At 52.9% G+C, this 14,752-nt stretch carries 12 protein-coding genes; 1 reads left to right on the forward strand and 11 read right to left on the reverse strand.

The genetic code is table 11. The features are described from left to right. Nucleotides 1-131: 131 nt before the first annotated feature. The 5 genes from LK536_RS52785 to LK536_RS52805 all read right to left on the reverse strand — a co-directional run bounded on the left by LK536_RS52785 (nt 132) and on the right by LK536_RS52805 (nt 6,243). Nucleotides 132-1,235, reverse strand: a complete 1,104-nt coding sequence (locus LK536_RS52785) for a hypothetical protein (RefSeq protein ID WP_227796912.1) — start codon at nt 1,233-1,235, stop codon at nt 132-134. Further along, on the reverse strand, nt 1,232-2,419 hold the full coding sequence (locus tag LK536_RS52790) for an ABC transporter permease (protein WP_025482836.1): 1,188 nt from the start codon (nt 2,417-2,419) through the stop codon (nt 1,232-1,234). Before LK536_RS52790 ends, LK536_RS52785 begins: the two co-directional genes overlap by 4 nt. A 98-nt stretch (nt 2,420-2,517) precedes the next feature. Beyond that, nucleotides 2,518-4,488 carry a zinc ribbon domain-containing protein gene (locus LK536_RS52795; RefSeq protein WP_227796913.1) on the reverse strand — a complete coding sequence of 657 codons (1,971 nt, stop codon included), beginning with the start codon at nt 4,486-4,488 and terminating at the stop codon, nt 2,518-2,520. 56 nt (nt 4,489-4,544) lie between these two features. Next, nucleotides 4,545-5,219, reverse strand: a complete 675-nt coding sequence (locus LK536_RS52800; protein ID WP_008722396.1) for an ABC transporter ATP-binding protein — start codon at nt 5,217-5,219, stop codon at nt 4,545-4,547. Between the two features lie 115 nt (nt 5,220-5,334). After that, entirely contained in the window at nt 5,335-6,243 is a 909-nt protein-coding gene (locus LK536_RS52805) for a DMT family transporter (RefSeq protein WP_025482839.1), read from the reverse strand. A gap of 134 nt (nt 6,244-6,377) precedes the next feature. Between LK536_RS52805 and LK536_RS52810 the strand changes: the two genes are divergently transcribed. Beyond that, complete coding sequence (locus tag LK536_RS52810; protein ID WP_227796914.1) at nt 6,378-7,184, forward strand: N-acetylmuramoyl-L-alanine amidase family protein; 807 nt, start codon at nt 6,378-6,380, stop codon at nt 7,182-7,184. A gap of 87 nt (nt 7,185-7,271) precedes the next feature. Here LK536_RS52810 and rplT read toward each other — a convergent pair whose 3' ends face one another. From rplT to LK536_RS52840, 6 genes are all read right to left on the reverse strand, one after another. Beyond that, entirely contained in the window at nt 7,272-7,628 is a 357-nt protein-coding gene (gene rplT / locus LK536_RS52815; RefSeq protein WP_008722392.1) for a 50S ribosomal protein L20, read from the reverse strand. Nucleotides 7,629-7,655: 27 nt separating this feature from the next. Next, the gene (rpmI, locus tag LK536_RS52820) at nt 7,656-7,853 is read right to left on the reverse strand and encodes a 50S ribosomal protein L35 (RefSeq protein WP_002565216.1); all 198 of its coding nucleotides are present in this window, start codon (nt 7,851-7,853) and stop codon (nt 7,656-7,658) included. A gap of 28 nt (nt 7,854-7,881) precedes the next feature. Then, nucleotides 7,882-8,376 carry a translation initiation factor IF-3 gene (infC, locus tag LK536_RS52825; RefSeq protein WP_008722378.1) on the reverse strand — a complete coding sequence of 165 codons (495 nt, stop codon included), beginning with the start codon at nt 8,374-8,376 and terminating at the stop codon, nt 7,882-7,884. A 315-nt stretch (nt 8,377-8,691) separates the two neighbouring features. Further along, a complete protein-coding gene (locus tag LK536_RS52830) occupies nt 8,692-10,176 on the reverse strand; it encodes a GntR family transcriptional regulator (protein WP_227796915.1) in 1,485 nt (494 codons plus the stop codon). Next, entirely contained in the window at nt 10,160-12,745 is a 2,586-nt protein-coding gene (locus tag LK536_RS52835) for an ATP-binding protein (RefSeq protein ID WP_227796916.1), read from the reverse strand. Before LK536_RS52835 ends, LK536_RS52830 begins: the two co-directional genes overlap by 17 nt. A gap of 39 nt (nt 12,746-12,784) precedes the next feature. Then, nucleotides 12,785-14,728 (reverse strand): extracellular solute-binding protein, encoded by a 1,944-nt coding sequence (locus tag LK536_RS52840; RefSeq protein WP_025482847.1) that lies wholly within the window; start codon nt 14,726-14,728, stop codon nt 12,785-12,787. Nucleotides 14,729-14,752: the final 24 nt, after the last annotated feature.

Raw genomic sequence — 14,752 nt, forward strand, 5'->3', positions numbered from 1 at the left:
TGATCATCTTGGTTTCCACGTTCCACTTATGCTACTGATTGTGCAGCATCAAGTGCGCCGGACAGAATCATCTCCTTTATAGTTACCGTAACCCTTATTATACCAGCCTTTACATCAGAATACAATGTTTATCATCCGAACCACCTGAGGTAATACCAGGGCGGGAATATTTTCCCAACCTGGTCAAGGACATCCAGATACCGTCCCGCGTCAATGAACACCGGGCAGAACAGAAGGCTTCCGATGACAAAAAAAGGAATGATACAGCACAGGACCTGGGGCCTGCGGCAGATAACCTTTAAAAGCCAGGAAACAGCCGTCACAGCCATACAGTAGACCGCCATTGCCACGATTTCCTTTACAGGGCCAACAAGGCTTCTGCTGGCCCACAAAGCCAGCAGGCCGGACACGGCTGCCATGGCCACGGGAGCCGCCATGGATGCAAGGCGGCAGGGCGTCCTGTAACCATAGGAAAGGGGCAGGAACAGCCCTCTCTCCTCATCCCCGCACAGCACCACGGCCCCGTAAAGGCCTGTCACGAACACGTAAACAGCAACCATGCCCCTTACCGGGAACACAGTCTCCTGAGTCTGCGTACCGGGCAGGTCTGCGGCCCCTTCCTGACCCTGAAAGCTGTATTCAAACCGGAAGGTGCTTCCATTGTCAAGCCATTTGTCATACAGTGCGCCGGCCTCCAGGGCAGATTGTTCCCTGTCCCTGCTTCCCGGCGCTCCCAGGGAATCAAACAGGCTTTCCTCCGCCACATAGGCTGTCAGTAAATCCCGGTCGTAAATCTCCATCAGCGCCGCAAACACGGTTTCCGTGGATAGGGATGCCGCCACGGTGGAGGGAGCGGAATAAACAAGGATGCTGCGTCTGTATTTGCCGGAATCCAGTTTTTCCCGGAGTCCCTCCGTTATCACATAGCCGCATTCCGCCCGTCTGGAAGCCACCTCATCCTTTACCTGTTCCTCATCCCTGCATGCGTAAAAACGGAACATACCCGCATCTACGCCCCGCCTGCGGTTCACAAGGCTTTCTGCCAGCCGCCGGCCCAGTTCATTCCCATCGCCTCCCTGGACGCTGACAGCAATCTTAATCTCCTGCTCCTTATGGCCCTGGCTCCTGTCTGCCGCCAGGATTCCAAGGGGAAGCAGAAGGAGGATGACCAGGAAGGATGGCTTTCGCACATACCGCTTGCAGGACAGGAGGAACCAGATCATGACCTTTTTCATCGTCTTCCCACCTCCACCCACAGGCTGAGCAGGAAGCATACCGCCATGACAGCCGCCAGCCTGACAAATATGACAGGGTCCATGACAGACGTCACCGCCATCTTCATGCCCTCCATGAATATATAGGACGGCAGGAACGGCGCTGCCGCCCGGATGGATGCCGGAAGGAACACCAGCGGAAGGAATCCGCCTGCCATGAAATGCATGGCCGTCACGGTCAAAAACAGCAGCATGACGCCTCCCATCAGGCTTCCCGCAGCCTGATACAGGAACACGATCATGGAAGCAGCCGACAGGCATACGGCGGTCACAGGCAGCACGGTCTTCACCCCCCATGGAATGAATCCCGCGCCGCCGGCCGCTGCCGCCGCCGGAAGTGCAACCGCTGCCAGAAGCAGTCCCAGGCCCAGTATCCTGACCCCCAGGACCGTCACGTTCCCGATTCCAAGTATCTTAAGCTTCTGTTTCATCACGGGACGGGCCGGTGACAGGTACGCCGATACGGGAATGGCACACAGAAGCAGGAACAGCACCGCCGCGCTGATACCATAAAAATGCAGGGTATCCACATCCCCCGTGGCAGTCACCTTCATATTCCTGAAATAATCCATCCTGGGAAGGCTATATCCCATGAAAATCCGGTTCAGGTCCGCCTCCAGGACAGGGATGGAGTCCGTCATGCCTTCCAGGACGCAGAGTTCATCCCCGGCGTAGATTCCCGCCTGGCTGGCCCCCAGGGTCTTGGCCCCTGCGTCCGTCAGTTCCTTGAATATCCTGCCCTCCAGACCCGCGCCCCCAGGCAGTACAATCCGCACAGGCGTGTTGGTCCCGTTCATGATATCCTGCACAAATCCTTCAGGCACTTCCATCACCGCGTAAAGCTTCCCTTCCTTCAGTTTCCGGATGCCCTCTTCCTTGTCCATATATTCAAAATCACAGATACTTTTTACGCTTTCCAGGGAGCTGACCATGGCCACCGCCTTCTGTGCCACGGCATCACCCTCAGGAAGCACTACCCCCACGGTAATCCTCCCTGCTGCCTGCTCCCCATACAACATCCTGCTTGCCAAAAAGGCAACCGTAACCGCTAATAGTAACAGCACGATTGCCCCTGCAATGATGTGGGGAAGCTTTTTACATGCTCGTTTTAACTCCAGCTTGAGATAAACCAGACGTGCAGACATATTTCCCCATTCCTTTTTGTTATGATCCGGCCCCGGCCCATCTCCGGACGGAAATGAACCAAAGGCCCTGTTTTATTCCTGTTTTACCGTTTTTGGCATCAGCCCATGGGAACTTCAAGCTGTCCTGAAAGTCCGATGATGCCGAATACCATTTCCATAAGGACATTGTTCCAGTCCTCTTCGGTTGCTGACAGTATGTCCATCGGCTCGCCATCAAGAGGTGTTACCTCAGCGCTTAACGGACGGCTGTAAAGCTCGCCGCTGAGTACCATGTTCATGGAATTATCCATGGCGGCAATCTCCAGGGCATCGATATCCATATGGTAAGCCTTGCCCTTTTCCATCTGGTCCACAATACCGGTTGCAGACATCTTAAAGAGCTGGGAACCCTCGCCTCCAAGTTCCACAGCGGCATGGTAGCTGCCGTCATTGGAATCATAGGTGCCTGTGTACATGAAGTTATAAACAGATGCATCCGGTGCAGTCACATCCACCGACAGGTCGCAGGTCAGCATCTTTCCGTCATAGGTTCCCTGCTTTGACAGGTCCACCTTAACCGTGTCGTCTGCGTCTTCCAGTGTTATATTGCCCTTTACGTTCTGTGTCAGGTATGCGCCGCCTTCCAGCGTAAGGTTAAATGTCACTGCAACATAGCCCTCTTCTTCCGCAAGCGAATCATCCACGTACAGGTTGGTGCTTCCCTCTAACGCCGCAAGGTTACCGTCCTTATCCACATAAACCGTCATCTGGATATCGGTCAGGGACTTGTCCAGATATGTAATCATCTCATCCACAGCGTCTTTTACTTCATCGTAGGCCTGTTCCTGCATCTGCTCGGCAGACATGGAACCCATGCCGGTCATGGCGCTGCCCATCAGCTCGCTCATCCTGACCGTGGCTTCCAGCTGTTTCAGGTAATCCGCCTTCAAGGTCTCATCCTGAAGGAAGAAATCAGAAGAGGTGCGCAGGAATTCAATCATGGAATCCTTGCTGATCGTCACATCGTATCCCTGGCAGCTGACCTGTGCGCCGTTCATGGTGTAGGTGCCCTTGTCAGCCTTCTCAACGGTCATGGCCGCCTTGAAATTCTCCTGTGCATTGCTGCCTTCCCTGTAGCGGGTAAGCAGGGCTTCGATATCAAATGGGGCCTTGCCCTCTTCCTCAGCCTTCTCGGCCTCGTCGATCAGGTCTGTAAAGTATCCGGCCAGTCCGTCCACATCCACACCGTTCTCTGCCAGCAGAGGACCTACTGTAGGTGAATTTTTAATGCGCTCCCCAAGGCCTTCTCCCAGGTCCAGGGTAAACACCCTGCCGCTCAGTTCAGGAACCGCCATCATCAGGGTGTCCTCACCGTAGTAGGCATCCAGGTTAGCCAGGTCCATCCCATTATAAATCACACCCATATTAAAGGAGGATTTTCCATTTGTCTTGTCACTCCTGCCCTCGAGACGCAGCCCGCTTCCCGCAAACTGGTTTACATCCGGGTCGGAGCAGCTGTCCATCTTAAGGGTAAGACCGCTTTCCATGTCAGCCTTAAGCGCTGCCTCTGAGAAATCCTTAAAGCCGAACAGTTCCTCTGATGGGAACACCTGGCCTTCGGTATAGACCTTCTCAAATGCATCGATTACCACCTGCTTGGGGTCTTTGGCATTCATCTTCACGTATGCCACTGCCGCGACGGCAATCACTGCCAATACCGCGATGACCGCGAACAGGATCTTCAGGAACTTCTTGTTTGGCTCCGGTTCGCCTGACGCCGGTACCGGAACCGACATGGGACCGTCTGCCTTTGGCTCTTCTGCCTTGACAGCAGGCTCTGCTGGTGATGGCTCTGTCCCGGCCTCTTCAGCAGGCTCAGTAACCGTCTCTGCCGCCTCCGGCTGTCCTTCTTCCGGCGCCTGCGCCTCTGCGCTGACCGTCCCGGCTTCTGCTTCCCCATCTGCCTGGGCATCCATGGCAGGCTCTGTCCCTGCCTGGGAATCCTGGCCTTCATCTCCCATAGGAGCGCCGCACTGGGTACAGAACTTTACGTCTTCCCCGTACTCAGCACCACATTTTTTGCATTTCATTCTTATTTTCCTCCCTTACATCAGGTCCATGCCGGGTGGCATGTGCCTTCGTATTTCTATCGAAACTGGCGGATCAGCTCTTCTGCTGACGAACCATTAACGATCTTTGTCAAACGGCATTGCTTCAGCACATACATATCCGTGCACATGGCCAGTTCAGCCAGTTCATGGGATGTCAGCACCACGGCGCCGCCCCCTGCCATATACTCCCGCAGGTAATTCCGTATCAGTTCCTTGCACTCCAGGTCCAGGGCCGCCCCCGGCTCGTCCATGATCAGCACAGGCGCATGGTTGGACAGGGCGCATGCAATGCTGACCCGCTTCTTCATGCCTCCGGAAAGCTTGCCGGCCGTGCGGTTTAACATCTTATCCACTCCCAGCATGGCGGCTGCGCCGCTTCGCAGGTCTTCTTCCATCCTTGTCCTGCTGCCCCGGTACCACAACATCAGGTTGTCCCTGACCGACAGTTCCTCCATCAGGGGATTCTCCTGGGGGACATAGGCTGCTTCCTCTGCAAACACGCGGGGATGGCCCACCGCCTGCTTCCCGTTAAACAGGATGCTTCCTTTGTCAGCCTTTAATGCGCCTGCAATAATAGACAAAAGAGTGGTTTTCCCGCAGCCGTTATATCCCACAATCCCCACGCACTCCCCCGGTCTGACCGTGAGTTCCACCCCGTCAAGGATGTTCTGTCTGCGATAGGATTTGCATATACCCGATAATTCCAGCATTGTCTTAAACCACTCCTGATTATTGTTAAATTTGTAACTTCATAAATCAGTGTATCATAGTTTAGGGCTTAATGCAAAATAATAATTATTACGCATTTCTTAACGGAATCCTAACCTAATCCTCCCCGCCGGCCGCCAAACTGTTGCCGATCATGCCAGCCACAATCACGGCAATCCCGGCCAGCCCCACTGCATCCGGCACCCCGTCATGCAGCAGGAAAATGCCTCCAAGCAGGGTAAATACCACTTCCCCGCACTGGGTGGCCTCAATCACGGCCAGATGCCTTGGATTGTGCTTCACCATATCGGTTGCCTTAAAGAACAGGACCGTGGCTATGACGCCGGAGAAAAGGGCCACACAGACGGACTGAAGCACCTGTCCCCGTCCCGGCATCCCCGTGCGCACCGCCGCCAATATGGACAGCAGAAGCCAGAAGGGCATGCTGCAGAACGTCATGCCGGCCACCCGCCCAATGGTCGTCATGGACGGCGGGCACAGCGCCATCATCTTCCGGTTCCCCAGGGGATAGGAAAATGCAGCCACCAGTATGGGGGCCAGGGTAAGGAACACCGTCCTCCCGTCCGTCTGTTCCATATGGGGCACCTGGAGAAAGAATATACCGGCCAGGATGAACATGGACCAGGCCAGGTTCTTAACCGGAATCCTTTTTCCAAAAAGGGGTGTCAGGACCACTCCCGCCACAATGGTCAGCTGCCAGGTGGCCGCCGCCAGCCAGGACTCCCCGAACACGGAGCCAAAGGTGAGCGGGGCATAGAACAGCCCGAACCCCACCGTGCTCCACAAAAACCAGCTTCCAGGCCTGTGTCTGATTGCCTTCAGTACCTCTGTCACAGCCCCCTTCTCCCGCGCAAGCATAAGCGCCATCATGGGAAGGGTGAACAGGTACCGCAGGCAGGCCGACCACAGCCAGTATCCTCCGGCCAGGTTCATGCTCCGGTTCAGTATAAATGTAAAGGCAAAGAAAAACGATGCCAGTATTCCATAAAATAAAGCTTTCTTCATGTTCTTTTCCTCCCATCCGTAATCTTGGTATTCCCTCCCATACATATGATATGCCGCATATGATAAGTACAGGTTGTATTTCCCCATTCCCCTTCATATAATGTTCATATCATAAAATAAGAAGGAGGAGTAATATGAGGATATGCAGATCCATCACTGCCCTGGCAGGCGCCCTGGCCCTCTCCGTCATGTGGGCCGTCCCTTCCCTTGCCGCAGGATGGCAGCTTAACAGCACCGGATACTGGTATGAAAGGGAGGACAGGTCCTATCCCGCAGACACCTGGGAACAGATAGACGGGACATGGTATCTGTTTGACCGGGACGGCTACATGCTCACAGGATGGCAGCAGAAGGAGGGAATCTGGTACTATCTCGGCCCGGACGGGGCCATGGTATCGGACACCACCATGACCATTGACAATGTCCCCTACACCTTTGACCGCAGCGGCGCAATGACTGCCCAGGCCGGGGAGGCACCTGTGATGGGCCGCTGGACAGGTTCCACCTTTGTCAATGACTGGTCCAATATCCGCCTTACCGTTCCCCAGGGATTCATTAATTACGATTCCTCTTCCCTGTCACGGCTTGCAGGCCCGGACGCCTTCCTGGACATGCTGTCCATGAAAAATGAAAACTGCGCCGTGATGCTTCTCTACGCCCCCAACAAAGAAGGGGATGCCGCGGGCCAGGCCATGGCTTTCCTGAACATGTTCCAGGGCGGTTCCCACACGCTGGAGGAAGGCGGCAGGATTGAAGCAGTGCAGGCAGGGAACCTTGAGTTCCTGCGCTTTTACTTCCCTCCTGCCCAGTCCGGTTCCCTGTCCGGTTACCTGTATGTACGGAGCATGGGCAGCTACTACGCCGTCCTTGCCGCTGTCTCAGACCAGGCCAATGAACCGGATATAGAGGCCGTCCTGTCCTCCTTATCGGAGGCCAGGTAACAAACAAAGGTGCTGCAGCCCTTCACGCGGTTACCCGCCATCGGTTTACAGCACCTTTTATGATTACAGATTCAATTATGCAGATAATTAAGCAATCTTGGATTTAGCCAGCTCAGCTAACTTTGCAAATCCCTCAGCGTCATTGATAGCCATATCGGACAGGATCTTACGGTTTAAATCCACCTCAGCTAACTTTAAGCCATACATGAACTTGCTGTAGGACAGGCCATTGATACGTGCTGCTGCGTTGATACGTGCAATCCACAGCTGTCTGAACTGTCTCTTTCTCTCTTTCCTGCCTGCGTAGGAGCTGGTCAGTGCGCGCATTACGGACTGTTTTGCTACTCTATACTGTTTGGAACGGGCGCCTCTGTAGCCCTTTGCCATCTTTAAGACTCTATTGTGTTTCTTCTTTGCATTTAAACCGCCTTTAACTCTTGCCATCGGTATTTCCTCCTTCTACAATTCAACTTACAGATATGGTAAAATCTTCTTCATTACCTTTGAGTTGGTAGCATCGGTAACGATATCTTTTCTAAGATTTCTCTTTCTCTTAGTGGACTTCTTAGTTAAGATGTGAGACTTGTAAGCTTTATTGCGGACTAACTTACCGGTTCCTGTCTTTTTAAAGCGCTTTGCTGCTGCTCTGCTGGTTTTTAACTTTGGCATATTAATTTCCTCCTTAAAACTTTCTATTTTAACGTTTTGCAGTTAAAAACATTACCATGCTTCTTCCTTCTACCTTAGAGGGCTTATCAATTACTGCAATGTCCTTAAGACTCTCAGCGAAATCATCCAGGATGTATTTGGATTTGTACATGTGGGCCATCTCACGTCCGCGGAAACGGAGTGTGACTTTCACCTTATCACCCTTCTCTAAAAACTTCCTGGCAGCCCCCACCTTTGTATTCAGGTCGTTGGTGTCAATATTGGGGGACAAACGAACTTCCTTTATCTCGATTACCTTCTGTTTCTTCCTGGCTTCCTTCTCTTTGCGTGCCAGCTCATAACGGTACTTACCGTAGTCGATAATCTTACATACCGGCGGCTTTGCGGTAGGCGCAATCTTTACCAGGTCAAGCTCAGCATCCTGAGCCATCTTAAGTGCGTCCTTAAATTGGACTATGCCTAACTGCTCTCCGTCTTCGCCAATCAGTCTTACTTCCTTGTCTCTGATTTGTTCGTTAATCATTAATTCGCTAATGGTCGTACACCTCCATAATAAATAAGTCAATATGTTCAGGAATCAGCACGCCCCGTTTTTGTCTCCAGGGCAAAAAATAAAGCGGACAGTCAGACCATCCACTCTTAACACACATAAAATCATCTGCTGACCCATCTCCCATGGAAATGCTACAGCACATCACTTCATCTATGAACCCGGGTCACTTACTCGTGCCAGGGTGAGGCGGATACCTGCTTTCCTGTCAGTCGTTCTCACAACTTTTATTACTTTACTACATTCCGGACCGTTTGTCAATGTTTTTTTACAGGTTATTTTTACAGGTTACTTCCACAGCGCAGTTCCGTCATAGACGCCCATTGCGGCCTCATAGTATCCCAGGCTTTGGCATTTCCCAATTACCAGGTGACGTATGGCATCAAATAGCCGGGCGCATTTTTCAGGGAATCCCCCTTCATCCCCCATGGAAAGCGAGTCAACGGCTTCCACGCACTGTTCATGGACCTGGCGGTTCACGGTTATTTTTTCCGTGTCCAGCAGCCCCGGAATGCTGCGGCCAATCTTAAAATCCCTTTGCAGGAACATGTAAATGGCGCCGAACGCATCTATGCCTATGTGGCTGGCAATGAAATCCAGAAGGATGGCCGGCGTGCGCTCATACAGATACTCCTCATTCCACTGGCGGTCTATCTCCGCCTTCACTGCCTGCAGTCCTTCCCGGGTAATATGGGCTTTCGCGCAGGCAGCGGCGCCTTCGATTGTCAGGGCCAGAAGTTCCAGGGTATCCAGATAGCGCCTGACATGGTAAGCAATCAGGCGGGGAGGTATATGGACATCCCGGATATCGTTCCGGTCCATCTCCACAAATATACCGTTGCCCCGGACGGTCTTCACGACACCCCATTCCTGCAGGATCTGTACCGCCTTAAGGGTCGTGTCAACACTGACGCCGTAAATTTCCTGAAGTTCTTTGTGGGAAGGAAGCTGGTCCCCGCGTTGGTAGCGTCCCGCCGCAATCAGCCCCATAAGATCCATATACACCGCAGAATACCGTACCTCGGCTCCCTGCAGCATCTTTTCAAGCTGCTTCCTGCCAAGAAGGACCGCGGAGTCGGAGGCAACCTTAAAGGCCGGCCGGCTTCTGCCCGTCAGCCCATACATCCCGGACATATCATCAAAACGGACGCTTTCCGGTGCGCCTCCGGTTTCAATGGCATGCATCAGCTCCCGCAGCTGTCCGTAATATCTGATCCTGGCTTCCAGGCTGTCCTGCAGGGGTTTCAAGTCGGACAGGCCCAGGCTGTCCACTGCCTGCAAAACCAGGGCATTCCCATTGCGGGCAACAAAGAACCGCATGAACTGTTTGGACAGTTTCCAAAACCCTGACGGATCCTGGGGGTCCATGTTTTCCAGGATCCTGCGCGGAATGTCCAGGTCAGCCTGTCCACAAAGGGCGATTCCCTTTTTAATCACCGGATAACACAGCAGCACGCCTGTTTTCAGCACATCATTGGTGATGTCAGTGTCAATTCTTTTTAATGCAAGGGTTGTGGCGAGATGTCCCGTGCTTATATGACCGGCCACCACAGGGCGTTTCCTCTGTGCGGTTTCGATGAATCCCTTTTCCTTTAACATGTTAAGGGCACGGCGGATTGTCTTTTCCGAAGCCCCGAATTCCAGGCGCAGGTCCGCGCGGGAGGGAAGGCTGGACCCGGCCGGAAGCAGGCCGCTTTCTATTTTATTTTTTAAAATCCGGTATACCCTCTCATACATCATCATCTCGTATTTCAAATCATTGTTCCCTTTCATCAATCATGTCCTTTTCATCCAAGACCTCTGCATATGTACTGTAAATATCATTCATGACAAAGGGCTTTGCAATATGGGCATCCATGCCGCTGTCCAGGCATTTTTGGATATCCTCATGGAAGGAATTGGCCGTCATCGCGATGATGATGGCGCGTTTTGCATCGGAGCGGGGAAGCGCGCGGATGGCCCGCGTCGCGCTGTAACCGTCCATAACCGGCATCTGCACATCCATCAGTATGAGTTTATAGAAACCTTCCGGGGCTTCGCGGAACCGTTTTACCGCCTCCTGCCCGTTACTGGCCGTGGTGACAATGGCCCCTGCATCCTCCAGAAGGGCCACTGCAATATACAGGTTGATTTCATTATCCTCCACCACCAGAACCTGTTCCCCGTTCAATCCGCCGGATTGTTCCGGGATCCCCTTTCCCTGCGCCCGGGCCCTGAACTCCGTCATAAGCCCGGCAAGGTCAGAATGGAATACAGGCCGGCACAGGGTTGCATCGGCATCACATAATACGGAGGCATCGTCCAGTTCATCCTGGTCCTGTCCTGTCAGGATGATTTTAAGATTGCTATTTTTCCCTGTTTTTCGGAGAGTTTCAGTAAAACGCTTCATATCTTCCGAAAAATCCCACTTTATGAAGCACAATTCATATGGATTCCCGTTTTCCACGGCCGCCCGCATCATGCGCAGGGCAGTATCCTCAGTGGACGCCTTGTCAGCCACGAACCTTTCCTTTGTCAGCAGGGCAGCCAGATGTGTTTCCAATTCCGTAACCTGATTCATGACAAGGACCGGCTGGCCGTTGCCGCAGTAATCCGCATCCCGTTCTCCCTCATCCCCTGCATAGGCAAAGGGTATATCAACCGTGAATATGCTGCCGGCGCCCACCTTGCTGGAAACGGTTATGGAACCGCCCATCATTTCCACAAAGTTCTTCGTAATGGGCAGGCCCAGCCCGGTCCCGCCGTACTGGCGGGCAATTCCGCTGTTTTCCTGTGTGAAAGCCTCAAATACCCGGTCAATATTCTCCGGGGCAATCCCCCGTCCGGTGTCCCTGACTTCAAAACGGAGCCATATCCCGCTTTCATCACGCCGCAGTTCCGATACGTTCAGGCTGACCTGCCCCTGTGCAGGCGTGAACTTTAATGCATTGGACAGCAGGTTGGTCAGGATCTGGTTCAGACGGAGCGAATCCCCTGTCAGATATTCCTCTATCTCCCCGTAAAGGAAAATATGGTAATCAATCTGACGGCTGACCGCCTGCACATGGAACACGGTTGTCAGGGCACGCAGAAGCTGTCCCAGATCAAACCGTTCCATATGAAGTTCAATTTTCCCGCTTTCGATTTTGGACATATCCAGTATGTCGTTGATCAGGGAAAGAAGGTGTGTTGATGAAAGCGTGATCTTATCCAGGCAATTGCGCATCCTGTCCGGCTCCCCTGTATGGCTTTTTCCAAGCTCCGCCATGCCCATGATTCCGTTGAGCGGAGTCCTGATTTCGTGGGACATCTGGGACAGGAAGTCGCTCTTGGCCCTGTTGGCCGCCTCTGCCCGCTCTTTTTCCGCAAGAAGAAGTTCACTGCTGAGCTTTTCCCTGTGCCTCAGCAATAAAAAGAATGCAAGGACCGTCGTAAGTATGATCAGGAAAATACCCACACATACAGTAACCATGAACTGGCTGAGATATAAGATCTGCCGGTTCACTATCTCGTATGCCATACTGGTAACCATATACCAGTCCGTTCCCTGAATCGGCATATAATAAATATAATCATGGCGGTTGCCCACGGTAAGCAGCGTCATGCCGCTTTCCCCTGCCCTGACCGCCGTGCGTATTCCCTCCAGGTCATAGCCCTCATCAAAAACAGCCTGCTGGCCATAGATTGTAAACAGGTTGGAACCGTATAGCACGTCCTCTGAAAAGGCGCTCTTAATCACGAAGTCCCCGTTCCTGGTTATGATATTGGTAGAGGAATTCGTTTCCTTCTCACTGTCCAGTCCCAGCTTTGCCCCCATGTCAGGAGTGGGGATTCCGATAATGAAGGCAACCAGCTGTCCGTCTTTAAACGGCAAGGGGCTTATGGGTGTGCCGAGCAGGATTGTATCGCTTTCCCAGATTGATTCATTGACGGAAATCAATTCCTGCGAACCGGCCAGAAGCTTATCAAGACCGGAGATTTTCGACATGGCCGGAACCGGGCCGCTGGGAGAATAGGCGATTCCCTTATCACTGATGACTGCCACGTGCGTGAAGTCATTGTCCGCCAGCACCACCTGCGACAGAAAACGTTCCAGGCTCTCCTCATCCCTTAAGTCATCCTCAGATACTGCACTGGCAATGGTGCGGATCTGGAAGAACTGGCTGTCCAGGTTGGTTTTGAAATGCCTGCCGATCTGGGCGGCCATTTCCTGTAAGTAAACCTTACTGATATTTGTCACGGTGCGTTCTGACTCTTTTTTATACACATTAACCGCAAACACACAGAGGACAGCCACCATCAGAAGCAGCGCGGAAACAAAAAGCGGTATCCGGTATTCCCCATTCCTCTTGTTGTGAGTCATCAATGGCACCTATCCTTTCCGCGCAGGAGGCCTGTCTGTCTATCCGTCCTGCCCTAAATCGCAGATCCTTCCTTCCAACCGGGGATCTGCCACGATGTCCCTGTGCTGTTCAAAATAAGCCGACATGGCATCGCGGTAATACAGCCCTGTTTCCTTTACCAGTTCCACATTGCCCTTCGGCAGGCCGGCGTCATAGCAGTTGAGCATGGTATATCCGTCCCCGTTGCCTTCAGCGTAACTCTTTGCACCGGCCATATAGTCCGTGACCGCCACCTGGTAGTCCGCACTTAAATCCAGATCCTGACCATCCGGCAATGTCACGCTTACAAGCCTGGTTCCGGCAGGTCTGCTGCTGTCAAAGGTATACCTGAGACCTGAGACCTGTAAAAAGCGGCCGCCGGGAAACTCATCCGTGCAGGCAGACACACCGTTTTCCAGCATATCCCACACGGTCCTGCCGTCCATTTCCAGAACAATGACCTGGTTGTCAAAGGGGCATACCGCTGCCATATCCCCGCCATAGACCACACCCTGATAAAAGCTGGCGCGGATCCCGCCTCCATTGACCACCGCTATCGGTGCCCCGGATGCCTGGGCAACACAATCCGCTATGAAATTCCCAATCTCGGTCTCGCCACGCCGCACATTAAAATCCTGCGCCATCAGGTCATGGCTTACAGTTCCGATGACAGTGAAATCGTAGGCAGATTGGTCCGTCCCCTCGCAGTAAAACTGGTCGATTGCCTGTAATGCCTGCTCCACAGAGCATGTCCCATTCATGATTTTCCTTACGTAACCGCCAAGGTATTCCACGGTTTTACTTGGGAACAGGACATTGTAAATGTATCCTGATTCCACATATCCTTCCACGCCCTTTGGAATCAGATCCTTCTGCTGGCTGTAATCCCGCAGGCAGGACATGCCTGCCCCCAAATCCTTAATCAGGGCGTCCTGCCCCTCAGGCGTTGAAAGCAGGTCCAGTATACGCTTGCAGGCATCCTGTTTTTCCTGGCTGGCGGCATTGTTAATACCCATGAGGGCTGAGGGTGAAAACAGAAACCAGGGCTTATTCCCTTCATCGCTGAAAAGCGGAAGCATCCGGTAGGTATATGCCTCCGAAATCCCCTCCTCTGCCTCTTTCCGGTTGGCTTCAATACATTCATAGTACAATGCCGAATCCCCAAAAGCCGCTGCCAGGGTACCGTTGCTTAAACGCTGTTTGCATAGTATTGAATTGCGCTGCCGGGCAATGGCGACAGGATCCATGACACCGGCCTCCACCAGGGAATCCGACAGCGAAAAGCATTGTTCCCAGACCCCGGAAAAGAACGCTTCTTTATTTTTAAAATCCGCCAGCCACTTAACCCCCTCAACGGTCCCCAGGAAATCAGGCACCATGCAGCCCACGTAAAACATGCCCACCGACGTGTTATAATCACTCATGATTGAAAAATTAATATCATCTTCCCCGATGCCGATTCCTTTTTCCTTCAGCCTGGAAAGGGAGTCCACCAGGTTTTCATTGCTTGTGGGAAATGGCAGGCCTGCCCGCTCAAACATGGTTTCATTGACCACATATCCGCTGTACACACCGGGCAGCGGGATCAGATATGTCTTCCCATCCAGTTTGGAGGCGTTCATGACAGTGCCGTCATACGCCGTACTGGCCTTTGTATCGCTGATGTCCAGCAGATATTTTTCCACCATATTGGAATCCGGCTGCATGGTGACCACCAGGTCCGGACCCACGCCCCGTTCCAGGCGCCTTAGCTGTTCGCTGGAATAAGGCGATATCTCCACCTGCAGGTCAATATCGTCATAGGTGGACTCAACCAGTGCCTCCACCTCCTTAAAGCTGCTTAAATAGAGAACCCTGATCACGGTCTTTTCCTCTGTTGCCTGACTGCTGCAGCCTGTCAATGCCCCCAACAGCATGGCAATGCACCATATACCTGCAATCCTCCCGGCTGTGCTGCGGCTCATATGCTTCATCTCCTCTTTTCCCAA

The organism is Clostridium pacaense, assembly GCF_020709765.2.
Classification (GTDB): domain Bacteria; phylum Bacillota; class Clostridia; order Lachnospirales; family Lachnospiraceae; genus Enterocloster; species Enterocloster hominis.

Bases quoted from the DNA above. Each gene is read 5' to 3' on its own strand.
- LK536_RS52840 (WP_025482847.1), bottom strand. From the start codon at position 14,728: ATGAGCCGCAGCACAGCCGGGAGGATTGCAGGTATATGGTGCATTGCC.
- LK536_RS52810 (WP_227796914.1), top strand. From the start codon at position 6,378: ATGAGGATATGCAGATCCATCACTGCCCTGGCAGGCGCCCTGGCCCTC.
- rplT (WP_008722392.1), bottom strand. From the start codon at position 7,628: ATGGCAAGAGTTAAAGGCGGTTTAAATGCAAAGAAGAAACACAATAGA.
- LK536_RS52790 (WP_025482836.1), bottom strand. From the start codon at position 2,419: ATGTCTGCACGTCTGGTTTATCTCAAGCTGGAGTTAAAACGAGCATGT.
- LK536_RS52830 (WP_227796915.1), bottom strand. From the start codon at position 10,176: ATGAAAGGGAACAATGATTTGAAATACGAGATGATGATGTATGAGAGG.
- infC (WP_008722378.1), bottom strand. From the start codon at position 8,376: ATGATTAACGAACAAATCAGAGACAAGGAAGTAAGACTGATTGGCGAA.
- LK536_RS52795 (WP_227796913.1), bottom strand. From the start codon at position 4,488: ATGAAATGCAAAAAATGTGGTGCTGAGTACGGGGAAGACGTAAAGTTC.
- LK536_RS52800 (WP_008722396.1), bottom strand. From the start codon at position 5,219: ATGCTGGAATTATCGGGTATATGCAAATCCTATCGCAGACAGAACATC.
- LK536_RS52835 (WP_227796916.1), bottom strand. From the start codon at position 12,745: ATGACTCACAACAAGAGGAATGGGGAATACCGGATACCGCTTTTTGTT.
- LK536_RS52805 (WP_025482839.1), bottom strand. From the start codon at position 6,243: ATGAAGAAAGCTTTATTTTATGGAATACTGGCATCGTTTTTCTTTGCC.
- rpmI (WP_002565216.1), bottom strand. From the start codon at position 7,853: ATGCCAAAGTTAAAAACCAGCAGAGCAGCAGCAAAGCGCTTTAAAAAG.
- LK536_RS52785 (WP_227796912.1), bottom strand. From the start codon at position 1,235: ATGAAAAAGGTCATGATCTGGTTCCTCCTGTCCTGCAAGCGGTATGTG.